The 13761-nt window shown below is 66.9% G+C and carries 14 protein-coding genes; 11 read left to right on the top strand and 3 right to left on the bottom strand.

Annotated elements, in window-relative coordinates:
* Positions 1-375: 375 nt before the first annotated feature.
* Positions 376-918 (bottom strand): hypothetical protein, encoded by a 543-nt coding sequence (locus AC1DFC_RS26135; RefSeq protein ID WP_478180257.1) that lies wholly within the window; start codon positions 916-918, stop codon positions 376-378.
* 123 nt (positions 919-1041) lie between these two features.
* Here AC1DFC_RS26135 and AC1DFC_RS26130 point away from each other — a divergent pair, with 123 nt between their 5' ends.
* The gene (locus AC1DFC_RS26130) at positions 1042-2022 is read left to right on the top strand and encodes a LysR family transcriptional regulator (protein ID WP_007838267.1); all 981 of its coding nucleotides are present in this window, start codon (positions 1042-1044) and stop codon (positions 2020-2022) included.
* Positions 2023-2031: 9 nt separating this feature from the next.
* Here AC1DFC_RS26130 and AC1DFC_RS26125 read toward each other — a convergent pair whose 3' ends face one another.
* The gene (locus AC1DFC_RS26125) at positions 2032-2250 is read right to left on the bottom strand and encodes a hypothetical protein (RefSeq protein ID WP_478180256.1); all 219 of its coding nucleotides are present in this window, start codon (positions 2248-2250) and stop codon (positions 2032-2034) included.
* 80 nt (positions 2251-2330) lie between these two features.
* Between AC1DFC_RS26125 and AC1DFC_RS26120 the strand changes: the two genes are divergently transcribed.
* Positions 2331-3137 carry a metallophosphoesterase gene (locus tag AC1DFC_RS26120; protein ID WP_007838270.1) on the top strand — a complete coding sequence of 269 codons (807 nt, stop codon included), beginning with the start codon at positions 2331-2333 and terminating at the stop codon, positions 3135-3137.
* Positions 3138-3242: 105 nt separating this feature from the next.
* Positions 3243-4742: an amidase gene (locus tag AC1DFC_RS26115; protein WP_007838271.1), complete on the top strand. Its 1500-nt coding sequence runs from the start codon at positions 3243-3245 to the stop codon at positions 4740-4742.
* Positions 4743-4829: 87 nt separating this feature from the next.
* On the opposite strand, the gene AC1DFC_RS26110 is transcribed toward AC1DFC_RS26115, so the two are convergent.
* Complete coding sequence (locus AC1DFC_RS26110) at positions 4830-5564, bottom strand: GntR family transcriptional regulator (protein ID WP_007838272.1); 735 nt, start codon at positions 5562-5564, stop codon at positions 4830-4832.
* A gap of 262 nt (positions 5565-5826) precedes the next feature.
* Here AC1DFC_RS26110 and AC1DFC_RS26105 point away from each other — a divergent pair, with 262 nt between their 5' ends.
* The 8 genes from AC1DFC_RS26105 to AC1DFC_RS26070 all read left to right on the top strand — a co-directional run bounded on the left by AC1DFC_RS26105 (position 5827) and on the right by AC1DFC_RS26070 (position 13682).
* Positions 5827-7161, top strand: coding sequence for an aromatic ring-hydroxylating dioxygenase subunit alpha (locus AC1DFC_RS26105; protein WP_007838273.1), 1335 nt, complete (start codon positions 5827-5829; stop codon positions 7159-7161).
* Positions 7162-7170: 9 nt separating this feature from the next.
* Entirely contained in the window at positions 7171-8616 is a 1446-nt protein-coding gene (locus tag AC1DFC_RS26100; protein WP_413335827.1) for a glutamine synthetase family protein, read from the top strand.
* Between the two features lie 11 nt (positions 8617-8627).
* Positions 8628-8951, top strand: coding sequence for a 2Fe-2S iron-sulfur cluster-binding protein (locus AC1DFC_RS26095; RefSeq protein WP_478180255.1), 324 nt, complete (start codon positions 8628-8630; stop codon positions 8949-8951).
* Positions 8952-9047: 96 nt separating this feature from the next.
* Positions 9048-10247, top strand: coding sequence for an ABC transporter substrate-binding protein (locus AC1DFC_RS26090; protein ID WP_478180254.1), 1200 nt, complete (start codon positions 9048-9050; stop codon positions 10245-10247).
* Between the two features lie 23 nt (positions 10248-10270).
* Positions 10271-11131 (top strand): branched-chain amino acid ABC transporter permease, encoded by an 861-nt coding sequence (locus AC1DFC_RS26085; RefSeq protein ID WP_007838278.1) that lies wholly within the window; start codon positions 10271-10273, stop codon positions 11129-11131.
* A 127-nt stretch (positions 11132-11258) separates the two neighbouring features.
* Complete coding sequence (locus AC1DFC_RS26080; RefSeq protein ID WP_007838281.1) at positions 11259-12221, top strand: branched-chain amino acid ABC transporter permease; 963 nt, start codon at positions 11259-11261, stop codon at positions 12219-12221.
* The gene (locus AC1DFC_RS26075; protein WP_007838283.1) at positions 12218-12985 is read left to right on the top strand and encodes an ABC transporter ATP-binding protein; all 768 of its coding nucleotides are present in this window, start codon (positions 12218-12220) and stop codon (positions 12983-12985) included. The genes AC1DFC_RS26080 and AC1DFC_RS26075 overlap by 4 nt, the downstream gene beginning before the upstream one ends.
* Entirely contained in the window at positions 12978-13682 is a 705-nt protein-coding gene (locus tag AC1DFC_RS26070; protein ID WP_007838284.1) for an ABC transporter ATP-binding protein, read from the top strand. The genes AC1DFC_RS26075 and AC1DFC_RS26070 overlap by 8 nt, the downstream gene beginning before the upstream one ends.
* Positions 13683-13761: the final 79 nt, after the last annotated feature.

Here is a 13761-nt window from a genome sequence, read left to right as displayed (position 1 = left end):
AACCAGCCCCTCATCGCAACCCGCAACTTTCATTGCAAACCACTGAAGCCGTTTCAGCGAAGCCTTCGATTATGCACCGGTTTTTTAAGACCAGTCAAACTTTTTGAAGACTTTCTTTGCCGACTCGCAAACAGAACTCCTGGGAGGACCGCCTACTCATAACACCCGAAGGCGTTGTCAGCGCAGCCTTCGATTATGCATCGTTTTTGCCCGCATCGTCAACCTTCGGGGATTTTTTCGCTCGGCCTTCAAAGAAGCCTTCCGAAAGTCATCGAGGGCTTCCTCCCCTTCAGGTGAACGAGTCCACCTCTCTCCATACAGACAAGAAAAAAGCCGCTCAAGAGCGGCTTTCGCATTCAGCAGGTTGCTGCTTAGTTAGTAATAGCGCGAGCTGTTCATGCGGCGCATCGCTTCATACAGCGTGGGCATGCGCACTTGCTGCGAGCGGGCGCTGGTGCGGGCCAGTGCGTCGATCTTGGCAGCTTCGGCGGCAGGCACTGTGCCTTCCGATTGCTGGCGCCACATCGCAGCCTGCAGCTCTTGCATGATGCGCGGGTCGTTCTGGGCAGTTTGCAGGAAGCGGGCGTCGGCACGGGCAGCGGCGCGGCGTTCGGCGGCAGCGCGCCAGGCACCAGCGATGCTGCTTTGGCGCACCGAGCCTGCGAACAGCGCGAACAAGGCAATGGCAGTGAGGCAGAACACGGTCCAGACAGCGAGCAGGCCGCCTTCGTTCCAATTGGAAACGAGGGAGTCGGTCACCACCAGCACCGCCGCCGCGATGGCGACGATCAGCAGCGCGACGAGCGGGCGGGCGCCGTTGACGCCGGCGCGGGCGGCCTGGATCTGGCCGAACATGACTTCGGCGCGACGCACGCCGGGGTGGACAGTAGGTTGGTCAACGTGAACGAAGCTGGTCATGATGCATCCCTCCTGGGACAGTGTGGTAATCAGTGGTGGCGAACAAGGCCGATGCAGTGATATTAGGGCTTACCCTAGTGCGCATCAACTTTATCTTTCTGATGTTTATCATTCACAGGATTGATGGACGTCAACTTTCGCACGCTCGACCTCAACCTGCTTCGCGTCTTCGACGAAGTGATGGCGGAGCGCAACCTCACGCGCGCCGCCCGCAACCTCTCGATCACGCAACCGGCGGTGAGCAACGCACTGAGGCGCCTGCGCGAAGTGCTGGGAGACGAGCTAGTGCGCCGCTCCGGCGCCGGCGTCGAACCCACGCCGCGCGCGCTGGCGCTGTGGCCGACAGTGCGCGACGCTCTGCGCCAGCTGCAGCACACGCTGGCTCCCGGCGAGTTCGATGCGGGGGTTGCCGACACCACCTTCCTATTAGCGATGGCCGATGCCACCGCGGCCGAACTGGTCCCCGGACTGGTACAGATCGCCGAAAAGGAGGCGCCTGCCATCTCGCTGCGCGTGCTCCCGCTGACCACGCGCGACCCCCGCCGCATGCTGGAACTGGAAGAGGTGGATGTGGCCGTCGGCTATTTCCCGGCAGTGATCGCGAGCCTCGCGGCGCGCGGGCAGTCCGGCGCGGGGGTCGCGTTTGAAACCCAGCGGCTCTACCTGGGCCAGTATGTATGCGTGATGCGGCGCGGGCACCCCCTGGCCAACGCGCCCCTTACGCTCGACGACTATTGCGCGGCGCGGCACCTGCTGGTGAGTTTTTCGGGGCGGCCATACGGCTTCATCGACCAGACGCTGGGCGCCCTGGGCCGTGAGCGGCGCATCGTGGTGACGGTGAACCAGTTCTTCACGGCGGGACGGGTGGTCGCCAACTCTGACCTGCTGACAGTGCTGCCGCGCCACTTCGTGACCGTGACCGGCATCGACGACCAGTTGGTGCTGCGCGACCTGCCCTTCGACCAGCCGCCGGTGCATGTGGATGCCATCTGGCACCGGCGCGCCCAGCACGGGCATGCGCACGAATGGCTGCGAACGGCGTTGTTGCGCTCGGCAGCCGCGGCTTTCGCCGGGTCGGTCCTTGGGCAGAAGGTGCCCGGCTGACCGGAGAGATCAGCGAACGACGCTGAGCCAGGCCGAGGCGGCGGCGCGCAGTTCCTGCGCGTCGTGGGCTCCACGGCCGGCGCGCATGTCGGCGCTTTCCATCAGCGCGGCGGCATGGCTGGCCGGGGCGTTGGCAGCGGTGGAACGGAAGAAACGGGCCACTTGGGCAATGAGGCTGAACATGACGGTGCGCGGCTCGTGGCGGCGCTGGAGTGGTTGATGGTTCAAGAATAAGGGTTATCCCTAGTAATTCAAGCCAAGCCTTATGCGCTTCATGCATGGGGCAATTCACCTAGACTGCCCCGACGATGAAGCTTCAACTGCTCTCCGACCTGCACCTGGAGTCCCATCCCCGCTTCCATGCCGAGCCCGTGCCGGGTGCCGACATGCTGATCCTTGCGGGCGACATCGGCTCCTACCAGCAGGGCTCCCGCCTGACCGATGCCGACTTCGGCCTGGGCCGATTTTCGCCCCGCAACGGCTGGCCGGTGCCGGTGGTCTATGTGCCAGGCAACCATGAATACGACAACCTCGATTTCGACGAGACCCACGGCCGCCTGCGCGCACTCTGCGAGGAGCTCGACATCCTCTGGCTGGAGCGCAAAACGCGGGTGATCGACGGCATCCGCTTTGTCGGCACGACGCTGTGGGCTGATTTCGACGCGCTGGCCGAACCCGCCGACAGCCTGGCCGAGGCGCTCAAGAAACGCGGCAAGGCGATGCGCGCGGCCGATTTCTACCTTGAAAAAGCGGCCACCATGCGTAACGGCGAACTCTTCCTCGCCCCCCAGCTGCGGGACCAGGCGCTGGCCTGCCAGGCCTGGCTCACCGAGGCGCTGGCCGAGCCTTTCGACGGCACCACGGTGGCCATCACCCACTTCGCACCCAGTCTCGAGAGCGGCGACCCGCGCTACGGCCTGACGCCCGGCACGGCCGGTTTCTGCAATGCGCTGGACGAACTGCTGCCCCACGCCAAGCTGTGGCTGCACGGTCATCTGCATTGCCCTTCCGACTATGTGAAGAATGGTTGCCGCGTGGTAGCCAATCCGCTGGGCTACGCGCGAAATGGCGAGCAGGAGGGCTTCAGGCCCCACCTGCTGATCGACGTGCGCTGAAAAGAACATCGGCACGCGCTGTAACACGGTAACGGCCGGCAACGTACGCGCCACTGCCGCTGTGTAGACTGATCCGAGCCCATCTCACCGATGGAGGAGAGCGCCATGACGCAACAGCAAGAACAACGACGCACTTTCCTGAAACAGACCGCGGGCGCCGCCGCTGCCACCGGCCTGCTGGGTGTCTGGCCCCGGGCTTTCGCCCAGGGTCCGGGCGAAGGCGCGGGCAAGGCCATGGGTCAGTTGTCGATGGTCGAGATGTCACGCCGCCTCGCCGCCGGCTCCCTCAGCAGCAGTCAACTGGTGGAGGAAGCGCTGGCCGCCATCCAGAACCCGGCCGGCGAAGGCGCTCGAACCTTCATACGCGTGCACGCCGACTCGGCCCGCGCCGCTGCGGCGCAGCTCGACACCGAACGCAAGAGCGGCCGCGCGGCCGCTTCGCCGATCGCCGGCATCCCGATCTCGCTCAAGGACCTGTTCGACGAAGCCGGCATCACCACGCTCGGCGGCTCGACAGTGCTGGCCGGCCAGCCGCCGGCGGCGCGCGATGCCCTCGTGGTCGAGCGGCTGCGGCGCGCCGGCGCGATCATCATCGGGCGCACCAATACAGTCGAGTTCGCCTACACCGGCCTCGGCATCAACCCGAACTACGGCACGCCGAAGAACGTCTACGACCGCGCGACCGGCCGCATCCCGGGCGGCTCGACTTCGGGCGGCGCGATCTCGGTGGCCGACGGCATGGCAGCCGGCGCCATCGGCACCGACACGGGCGGCTCGCTGCGCATTCCGGCCGCCCTCAACGGGCTGGTGGGCTTCAAGCCGACACAGCGGCGCATTCCGCTGGACGGCGTGATGCCGTTGTCGACCTCCTTCGACTCGGCCGGACCGATGGCCTGGACGGTGGAGGACTGCGCCCTGCTCGACTCCGTGCTGGCCGCCGAACTGCCGCGCCCACTGCGCGTGCTGCCGCTGCGCGGCCTGCGTTTCGCGGTGCCCAAGACCTTTTTCCAGGACGACCTGTCGCCGCCCGTGGCCGCGGCCTTCGCGTCGGCGCTGGCCAAGCTCTCGGCCGCCGGCGCCACGGTCACCGAACTGCCCATGGCCGAGTTCGCGAAGGCGCCGACCATCAACCCGCGCGGCATGATCACCGCCGCCGAGGCCTTCGCCTGGCACCGCGATTTCATCAAGAGCGCCGCCGCCAAGTACGACCCGCGCGTGCTCGCCCGCATCAAGACAGGCGAAACCATCACCGCGCCCGACTACCTGCAGCTGCAGGCGCTGCGCCGCCAGTTCATCCGCTCGATCAACACGGCGGCCGCCGGCTACGACGCCATGCTGATGCCCACCACGCCCGACATCGCACCACCGATCGCCGAGGTGCTGAAGGACGACGACACCTACTACCGCATCAATGCCCGCATGCTGCGCAACCCCTCCGTGGTGAATCTGTTCGACGGCTGCGCGCTCTCGGTGCCTTGCCACGACGTCGGCACGGCGCCGGTCGGGCTGATGGTGGCCGGCATCGGCAACACCGACCACCGGCTGCTCGCGGTCGGCGCGGCGGTGGAAGCCGTGGTGACGCCGCGGCGCGCGCTCAGCAGCTGATACGGCACCCGCCTGCGCGGCGGCCTCTTCGCGAGTCCTGGCAGGCGCAGCGGATGCCGACGGATCGGCGAAACAGCCCTTGCCCGCTCAGGCGCTGCGGCCCTTGGACACCAGGCGAATGCCGGGCATCAGCTCGGCCGCCAGCTCCGGCCGCTCCAGCGCGTAGTCGAGGTTCATGCGCGCGATCTCGACGTGCTCTTCGCCCAGCGCCTGCGCCCGCGAGCCCTGGCCGCGCTCGATGGCCTGCACCATCGCGTGGTGCGTGCGGTGCGCCTGACGCATCCACTGCTGGCCCTCTTCCATGGACGACTGCATTGGCAGCATGGCGCTCGGCGCGGCGAAAGGCTGGCCGCCCAGCATGTCCATCACGCGCTTGAGCGCGAGGTTGCCGCATCCGTCGACGATCAGCTTGTGGAAGCGGTCGTTCATCTCGACGTAGGCCGCGTAGTCGTCGATCTCCATGCTGGGCTTGTTCACCGCGCGGTCGCCGGCTTCCAGGCAATCCTTCAGGTCGCGCAGCAGCTGGCGCGGCGCACCGTCCTCGGCCAGCAGGCGTGCCGCGAAGCCTTCGATCACGCCGCGCACGCGAATGGCGTCGGCCACTTCCTGCGAGGTGAAGCGCCGCATCTGGTAGCCGCCCGAGGGCGACTGCTCGATCAGCCCTTCGTGCTCCAGGCTGGCCAGCGCCAGCCGCACCGGCGTGCGCGAGGCCCCGAGCTTCTCGGCCAGCGGGATCTCGGCCAGCCGCTCTCCGGGCACGAATTCGCCCTTGAGGATCATGTCGCGCAGTTGCACGAGCACGCGGGATTGTTGGGAGTCCATCGCCGAATTCTAGGAGACACACCCGCCATTGCACGCAGCATATTTAGCCTGGCTCGGATGTTGCATGCACAACTAAGAGACAAGTGTCAAAAACCGACGATACGCTCAGCATTTACCCTGATTTTTGCCTTCCCAAGCCCCAGATTGGGGCTGAATCGCAGATGAAAGTTTGACCTGGATCGAGGATCACCAAGAGAATGCATACAGTTGCATGCAGTGAATGCAAGCCTCTTTCCACAGTCCCCACGATGGAGCCCGCACGATGATCAGCGCAGAGCAGAACGTTTTTCTCACCCGCGTCGGACCCGGCGCGCCCGCCGGCAAGCTGCTGCGCCGCTACTGGCAGCCGGTGGCCCTGGTCGACGAACTGGCGGGCCCGCGCCCGGTCAAGCCGGTGAAGCTCATGGGGCAGGACTTCGTCCTGTTCCGTGACGAGAGCGGCCAGCTCGGCATGCTCGACCGCGACTGCCCGCACCGCGGCGCCGACCTCGCCTTCGGCCGGCTCGAAAACGGCGGCATCCGCTGCGCCTTCCACGGCTGGCTGTTCGACGCGAAGGGCAACTGCCTCGAAACCCCCGCCGAACCCGCCACCAGCAAGCTGTGCAGCCGCATCAAGCAATCGGCCTACCCGGTGGTCGAGAAGGCCGGCGTGATCTTCGCCTACATCGGCGAGGGCGAGCCCCCCGCCTTTCCCGAGTTCGACTGCTTCGTCGCGCCAGACAGCCACACCTTCGCCTTCAAGGGCCTGTTCGAGTGCAACTGGCTGCAGGCGCTCGAAGTGGGCATCGACCCGGCACACGCCTCGTACCTGCACCGCTTCTTCGAGGACGAGGACACCTCCGGGAGCTACGGCAAGCAGTTCCGCGGCGCCTCGGCCGACTCCGACATGCCCATCACCAAGGTGCTGCGCGAGTACGACCGGCCCGACATCAGCGTCGAGCCCACCGACTACGGCTTTCGCCTGAAGGCGCTGCGCAAGCTCTCCGAAGACACCACCCACGTGCGCGTGACCAACGTGGTGTTCCCGCAGGCCTTCGTGATCCCGATGAGCGCCGAGATGACCATCTCGCAATGGCACGTGCCCGTGGACGACACGCACTGCTACTGGTACGCCATCTTCACCAGCTTCACCGGCCCGGTCGACAAGCAGCAGATGCGCGACCAGCGCCTGAAGCTCTACGAGCTGCCCGACTACACCTCGCGCAAGAACAAGCGCAACAACTACGGCTACAGCATCGACGAGCAGCTCACCGAGACCTACACCGGCATGGGCGACGACATCAACGTGCACGACCAATGGGCGGTGGAGTCGCAGGGCCCGATCCAGGACCGCACGCGCGAGCACCTGGGCAGCACCGACAAGGGCATCATTGCCTACCGTCGCGTGCTGGTGAAGGCTATCGAGGCCACGCTGGCCGGCGAGAGCGCACCGATGCTCATCGACGCCGCACAGGCCAGCGCGATGACCGGGCCGCCCTCCATCGACGGCATCGGCCGCAACATCAGCGACGAAGCCGCCACCGAGGCCTACTGGCAGGACGCCGACCGCGCGCGCCGCCTGAAGTCCGACTGGGCCTCTGCACGGCTCGCTGCCTGAACACGCGCCATGACCAGCCACACATTCGTCGACCGCTTCGGTCTCTGGTCCGACGACCAGCACGCGCAAGCCAGGGAACTGGTGCGCCGCATCGACAGCGGCGAGGTCGACCTCGTCCGCTTCGCCTGGCCCGACCAGCACGGCATCCTCCGCGGCAAGACGCTGGTCGCCGCCGAGGCGCGCTCGGCCCTCTGGGAAGGCGTGAACCTCACCTCCACCCTGCTGGCCAAGGACACATCCCACAAGACCGTGTTCCCGGTGTTCACGCAAGGCGGCGGCTTCGCCATCGAAGGCCTGCAGGGCGGCGCGGACTTCACCATCGTGGCGGACCCCGCCACGTTCAAGGTGCTGCCATGGTCGTCGCGCACCGGCTGGGTGATGTGCGACGCCTACATGGCCGACGGCACGCCCTGCCCCTTCGCGACGCGGCAGATCCTGCAGCGCGCGGTGCGCCAGCTCGACGAGCTGGGTCTGGACTTCATCGCCGGCCTCGAAGTGGAGTTCCACGTCTTCAAGCTCGACGACGCGCGCATGGGCCTGTCCGATTCGGGCCAGCCGGGCGAGCCGCCGCGCGTGTCGCTGCTGTCGCACGGGCACCAGTACCTCACCGAGCTGCGCTACGACCGCGTCGACACGCTGATGGAGCTGCTGCGCTCGAACCTCATCGCGCTCGGCCTGCCGCTGCGTTCGCTCGAGATCGAGTTCGGCCCGAGCCAGTTCGAGTTGACCTTCGGCCCCACCGCCGGCGTGATGCCCGCCGACACCATGGTGCTGCTGCGCAGCGCCATCAAGCAGATCTGCCAGCGCGCCGGCCTGCATGCCACCTTCATGTGCCGCCCGAAGATCCCGAACGTGATGTCCAGCGGCTGGCACCTGCACCAGTCGCTGCGCCGCAAGAGCGACGGTGTGAACGCGTTCATGCCGCAGGCCGAGGGCCAGACCCTGAGCGAAATCGGCATGCACTACCTCGGGGGCCTGAAGGCGCACGCCTGCGGCGCGGCGGCGCTGGCGAGCCCCACCATCAACGGCTACCGGCGCTACCGCCCCTTCTCGCTCGCGCCCGACCGTGCGATCTGGGCACGCGACAACCGCGGCGCGATGCTTCGCGTACTCGGCGGCGTGGGGCAGAACGCCTCGCGCATCGAGAACCGCGTGGGCGAGCCGACGGCCAATCCGTACCTGTACCTCGCGTCGCAGCTGTTCTCGGGCCTGGACGGCATCCACCACAAGACCGACCCCGGTCCTTCGGCCGACGCGCCTTACGAAACGCCGGCCGAACAACTGCCGCGCTCGTTGGGCGAGGCGCTGGCCTGCCTGCGCCGCGACGAAATGCTCAACGCGCAGATGGGCAAGACCTTCGTCGACTACCTCTGCCACATCAAGGAAGCGGAGATCGCCCGCTTCAACCTCGAGGTCTCGGAATGGGAGCACCGAGAGTATTTCGACATGTTCTAGCCCCGAGACCCATGCCCACGATCCACTACATCCTCAAGGACGGCGCCACGCGCGCGGTCGACGCCAACGTCGGCGCCAGCGTGATGGAGACCGCCATTCGCGGCAACGTGCGCGGCATCGACGCCGAGTGCGGCGGCTGCTGCTCCTGCGCCACCTGCCACGTCTACGTGGACGACGCCTTCATCGACCTGCTGCCGCCGCCCGACGACATGGAGAGCGCGCTGCTCGACGCCGTCGCCTCGGAGCGCAAGCCTGGCTCGCGCCTGAGCTGCCAGCTCAACATCACCACGGCCTTCGATGGCCTCACGGTGCGCGTGCCCGATACCCAGATCTGAAGCGCGGCTCGGGCATCATCGCCCGCTTTGCACATCCGGTTACACGACAGCGGCGCCCGAGCGGCCGCATCCATTCCACCTGAAAGGCGTTTTCCAATGACGATGACCAAGAGAACCATCCTCTCGACCCTGCTGCTGGCCGGCCTCGGCCTGCTGGGTGCCGCGGCGCAGGCCGCCGACGAGCCGCTGCGCATCGGCCTCATTGCCACCTACTCCGGCCCCTACGCCGACTACGGCCGCCAGTTCGACGCCGGCATCGCGCTCTACCTGAAGGAGCATGGCGGCAAGGTCGGTGGCCGCACGGTCGAGATCATCAAGAAAGACACCGCCGGCCCCGCGCCCGACGCCGCCAAGCGCATCGCGCAGGAGCTGATCGTGCGCGACAAGGCGAGCATCCTTACCGGCCTGGACTTCAGCCCCAACGCATACGCCGTGGGCGCCATCGCCACGCAGGCGAAGATCCCGACCATCGTGATGAACGCCGCCTCCTCGGCCATCACCACCAGTTCGCCCTACGTGGCGCGCCTGTCGTTCACCGTGCAGCAGGTCACCGACCCGATGGCGCGCTACATGCTCAAGGAAGGCATCAAGGACGCGTACACGGTCGTGGCCGACTACGCCTCGGGCGTCGATGCGGAAACCGCCTTCAAGAAGACCTTCACCGCCGGCGGCGGCAAGGTCTCGGGCGAAGTGCGCACGCCGATGAACAACCCCGACTTCTCGGCCTACGTGCAGCGCATCAAGGATGCCAAGCCCCAGGCCGTGTTCTTCTTCTTCCCCTCGGGCGTGATGCCGCCGGCCTTCCTGAAGGTGTGGAAGGAGCGCGGCATGGAACAGGCCGGCATCAAGCTCTACGCCACCGGCGAGGCCACCGACGACAGCTACCTCGACGCCACCGGCGACGTGGCGCTGGGCCTGGTCACCAGCCACCACTACTCCTTCGCGCACCCCTCGGCCAAGAACCAGAAGTTCGTGAAGGACTTCGCCGCCGACAACGGCACCAAGCTGCGCCCGAGCTACTTTGCCGTGACCGCCTACGACGCCATGGCCGCCATCGACCTCGCGCTGGCCAAGACCAAGGGCGACACCGGCGGCGACAAGTTCATGGACGCGCTCAAGGGCCTGAGCTTCGAGAGCCCGCGCGGCCCGATCGAGATCGATGCGGCCACGCGCGACATCGTGCAGACCGTCTACATCCGCAAGACGGAGCGCGTGAACGGCCAGCTGGTGAACGTCGAGTTCGACAAGTTCGACCGCGTGAAAGACCCGGCCAAGGAAGCCGCCGCCGCCAAGTAAGCAAGCAAGCCAGCAGGAAATTCATGGGCATCGTGATCTTCGATGGAGTGGCCTACGGCATGCTCCTGTTCCTCATCGGCGTGGGCCTGTCCATCACGATGGGGCTCATGAATTTCGTCAACCTCGCGCACGGCAGTTTCGCGATGGTGGGCGGCTACGTGGCCAGCGTGCTGATGAACCACTTTGGCCTGGGCTTCGGCCTCTCGCTGGCAGCGGCCTTCGTGTCGGCGGCGGTGGTGGGCGCGGTGCTGGAGTTCGTGTTTTACCGACGGCTGTACCGCGCGCACCCGCTCGACCAGGTGCTGTTGTCGATCGGCGTGGTGTTCGTGTCGATCGCCGCGTTCACGTACTTCTTCGGCCCGACGATGCAGCCCTTCACGCTGCCGCCGGCACTCGACGGCCAGGTGTCGCTGCTGGGCCTGGAGGTGGGCCGCTACCGTCTGTTCCTGATCGTCTGCGGCGTGGCCGTGCTGCTTGCGTTGCTGCTGGGCCTGGGCAAGACGCGCTATGGCGCGATGGTGCGTGCAGCGGTGGACAACCAGCGCGTGGCGGGCGGCACCGGCATTCACGTGCAGCGCCTGTTCTTCCTGACCTTCTCCCTGGGTTGCGGCCTCGCCGGTCTTGGCGGTGCGTTGAGCCTCGGCATGCTGGGGCTGGAGCCGTCGTTCCCGCTCAAGTACCTCGTCTACTTTCTGATGGTGGTGTGCGTGGGCGGCGCGGGCACCGTCACCGGGCCGTTCATCGCGGCGCTGCTGGTCGGCATCGTCGACGTGGCGGGCAAGTACTACCTGCCTGAAGCTGGCGCCTTTCTGATCTACGTCTTCATGATCGTCATGCTGCTGGTGCGGCCCAACGGCATCGTCGTGAAGAAGGGGCTCGCATGATGTGCGCGTTTCCTTCGGGGTGCACTCACGCCGACACGGTGGACATTCGCGGAGGGGGAGTACCCGACGCCCTGTGCACGCACCCCGAACAGCAGCGCTCAAGACAAGCACAAGCGATAGAACGCGCATGAAGCCAGTCACCCTCTCCCCCACTCAACTGCGCGCTGCCGAAATCGCCTTCTGGCTGGCTTTGGCGTCGAGCTTCTTCCTGCTGCCCGACAAGCTCACGCTGATGAGCCAGGTGATGATCTTCGGCCTCTTCGCGGTGTCGCTCGACATGGCGCTGGGCTATGCGGGCATCCTCACCGTGGGCCATGCGGCCTTCTTCGGTGCTGGTGCGTACGCGGCCGGCCTGCTCGCCAAGTACGGCTGGAGCGAGCCCTTCACCGGCCTGCTGTTCGCACTCGCGGTGTGCGGCGTACTGGGCTATGTGCTGAGCTACCTCGTCGTGCGCGGCGCCGACCTCACACGGCTCATGATCACCATCGGCGTGTGCGTGCTGCTGTTCGAAGTGGCCAACCGCCTCTCGGGCATTACCGGTGGCACCGACGGCTTGCAAGGCGTGGCGATTGCACCCGTGCTCGGCCTCTTCGACTTCGACCTCTACGGCAAGACCGCCTTCGGCTATGCCTTCGGCGTGGTGCTCGCGATGTTCCTGCTCGTGCGGCGGGTGCTGCGCTCACCCTTCGGCCTGGCTCTTCGCGGCATCCACGACAGCCGCAAGCGCATGCTCGCCATCGGCTCGCCGGTGGAGGCGCGGCTGCGCATGGCCTATGCCTTCTCGGCCGCGGTGGCCGGCGTGGCGGGGGCGCTGCTGGCGCAGACCACGCAGTTCGTCGGCATCGAGTCGATCGGCTTCAATCGCTCGGCCGAAGTGCTCATCATCCTCGTGCTGGGCGGCACCGGCCGTCTGTACGGCGGACTGATCGGCGCCATCGTCTACATGCTCGTGCACGACTGGTTCGCCGACATGACCCCCCAGTACTGGATGTTCTGGCTCGGCATCTTCCTGATCGCGGCGGTCATGCTGGGCCGCGGCGGCATCATGGGCGCGCTGTCGCGCTTCGTTCGCACGGGGAAGGCGCGATGAGCTCGAGCACCACGCACACCTTGCGCACCCAGGGCCTGGGCATCCGCTTCGGCGCGTTCCAGGCCGTGAGCGACGTGAGCCTGTCGCTCGAACCCGGCGCGCGGCAAGCGCTGATCGGCCCCAACGGCGCCGGCAAGACCACGCTCATCAACCTGCTCACCGGCGTGTTCAAGCCCACCAGCGGCTCGATCCACATGGGCGAACGCGACATCACGCGCCTGTCGTGCGACAAGCGCGCACGCATGGGCCTGGCGCGCACGTTCCAGATCAACACGCTGTTCCCCAGCCTCACGCCGCTGCTGTCGGTGGTGCTGGCGATCAGCGAGCGCGAAGGGCTGGGCGCCACCTGGTGGCGGCCGCTCAAGGGCTGCAGCGCGGTGTTCGACGAAGCGCATGCGCTGCTCGGCACGCTCAGGCTCGACAGCCTGGCCGACGTGCCCGTGGCCGAGCTGGCCTACGGCAAGCAGCGCCTGCTCGAGATCGCGCTGGCGCTCGCGGCCAAGCCCCGCATCCTGCTGCTCGACGAGCCCGCCGCCGGCGTGCCGCAGGACGAGAGCGGCGAGCTGTTCGAGGCCATCGCGGCGCTGCCGCAGGACATCAGCGTGCTGTTCATCGAGCACGACATGAAGCTCGTCTTCCGCTTCTCGCGCCGCATCTCGGTGCTGGTCGGCGGACGCATCCTCACCGAGGGCACGCCTTCGGACATCGGCGCCGACCCGCGCGTGCGCGAGGTCTACCTGGGAAGCTCGCATCACCATGCCTGAAGCACTCGCCTTCGACCGCATCACCGCCGGCTACGGCAACGCCGTCGTGCTCGACCGGCTCGACTTTTCGCTGCAGCAAGGCGAGAGCCTCGCCATCCTCGGGCGCAACGGCGTGGGCAAGACCACGCTGCTGGAAACGCTGATGGGCAACACCCGCGTGATGCAGGGCGCGATCCGTTGGCAGGGCGCCGACATCTCGCGCTGGCCGTCGCACCAGCGCGTGCGTGCGGGGCTGGGCTGGGTGCCGCAGGAGCGCGAGGTGTTCCCGTCGCTCACGGTGGAAGAAAACCTCACCGTGATCTCGCGGCTCGGCGGCTGGAACCTCCAGCGCGTCTACGACTTCTTCCCGCGCCTGCGCGAGCGGCGCGGCAACTACGGCAACCAGCTCTCGGGCGGAGAACAGCAGATGCTGGCCATCGGCCGCGCGCTGATGACCAACCCCAAGCTGCTGCTGCTCGACGAGCCGATGGAGGGCCTCGCGCCGATCATCGTGGAAGAGCTGGCTGCTGCTATTCGCCGTTTGTGCGAGTCGGAAGGACTGGCGTCGATCGTGGTGGAGCAGCACCCTGTGCTGGCGCTGGAGATGACCCACAAGGCCATCGTGCTGGAGCGCGGGACCGTCGTGCACGCGGGGCCCAGCAGCGAACTGGCTTCGAACCAGGAACTGCTGGAAGGCTTGCTGGGCGTCGGGGTTTGATTGCCAGAACACCGCGGAACCGGCTTTGCCGGGCCGCAGGTGTTGCCCCCGGCGAGGGGGTTGGCGAAGCGACACGAAG

The organism is Variovorax sp. 10L421 (assembly GCF_056395365.1).
The sequence above is the reverse complement of the archived record's forward strand: the minus strand, read 5'-3'. Positions and strand labels throughout refer to the sequence as shown.

Excerpts from the sequence above, each read along its gene's own strand:
- AC1DFC_RS26100 (WP_413335827.1), top strand. The coding sequence starts at position 7,171 with ATGACCAGCCACACATTCGTCGACCGCTTCGGTCTCTGGTCCGACGAC.
- AC1DFC_RS26135 (WP_478180257.1), bottom strand. The coding sequence starts at position 918 with ATGACCAGCTTCGTTCACGTTGACCAACCTACTGTCCACCCCGGCGTG.
- AC1DFC_RS26110 (WP_007838272.1), bottom strand. The coding sequence starts at position 5,564 with ATGGACTCCCAACAATCCCGCGTGCTCGTGCAACTGCGCGACATGATC.
- AC1DFC_RS26095 (WP_478180255.1), top strand. The coding sequence starts at position 8,628 with ATGCCCACGATCCACTACATCCTCAAGGACGGCGCCACGCGCGCGGTC.
- AC1DFC_RS26130 (WP_007838267.1), top strand. The coding sequence starts at position 1,042 with ATGGACGTCAACTTTCGCACGCTCGACCTCAACCTGCTTCGCGTCTTC.
- AC1DFC_RS26115 (WP_007838271.1), top strand. The coding sequence starts at position 3,243 with ATGACGCAACAGCAAGAACAACGACGCACTTTCCTGAAACAGACCGCG.
- AC1DFC_RS26120 (WP_007838270.1), top strand. The coding sequence starts at position 2,331 with ATGAAGCTTCAACTGCTCTCCGACCTGCACCTGGAGTCCCATCCCCGC.
- AC1DFC_RS26090 (WP_478180254.1), top strand. The coding sequence starts at position 9,048 with ATGACGATGACCAAGAGAACCATCCTCTCGACCCTGCTGCTGGCCGGC.
- AC1DFC_RS26075 (WP_007838283.1), top strand. The coding sequence starts at position 12,218 with ATGAGCTCGAGCACCACGCACACCTTGCGCACCCAGGGCCTGGGCATC.
- AC1DFC_RS26085 (WP_007838278.1), top strand. The coding sequence starts at position 10,271 with ATGGGCATCGTGATCTTCGATGGAGTGGCCTACGGCATGCTCCTGTTC.
- AC1DFC_RS26070 (WP_007838284.1), top strand. The coding sequence starts at position 12,978 with ATGCCTGAAGCACTCGCCTTCGACCGCATCACCGCCGGCTACGGCAAC.
- AC1DFC_RS26105 (WP_007838273.1), top strand. The coding sequence starts at position 5,827 with ATGATCAGCGCAGAGCAGAACGTTTTTCTCACCCGCGTCGGACCCGGC.
- AC1DFC_RS26080 (WP_007838281.1), top strand. The coding sequence starts at position 11,259 with ATGAAGCCAGTCACCCTCTCCCCCACTCAACTGCGCGCTGCCGAAATC.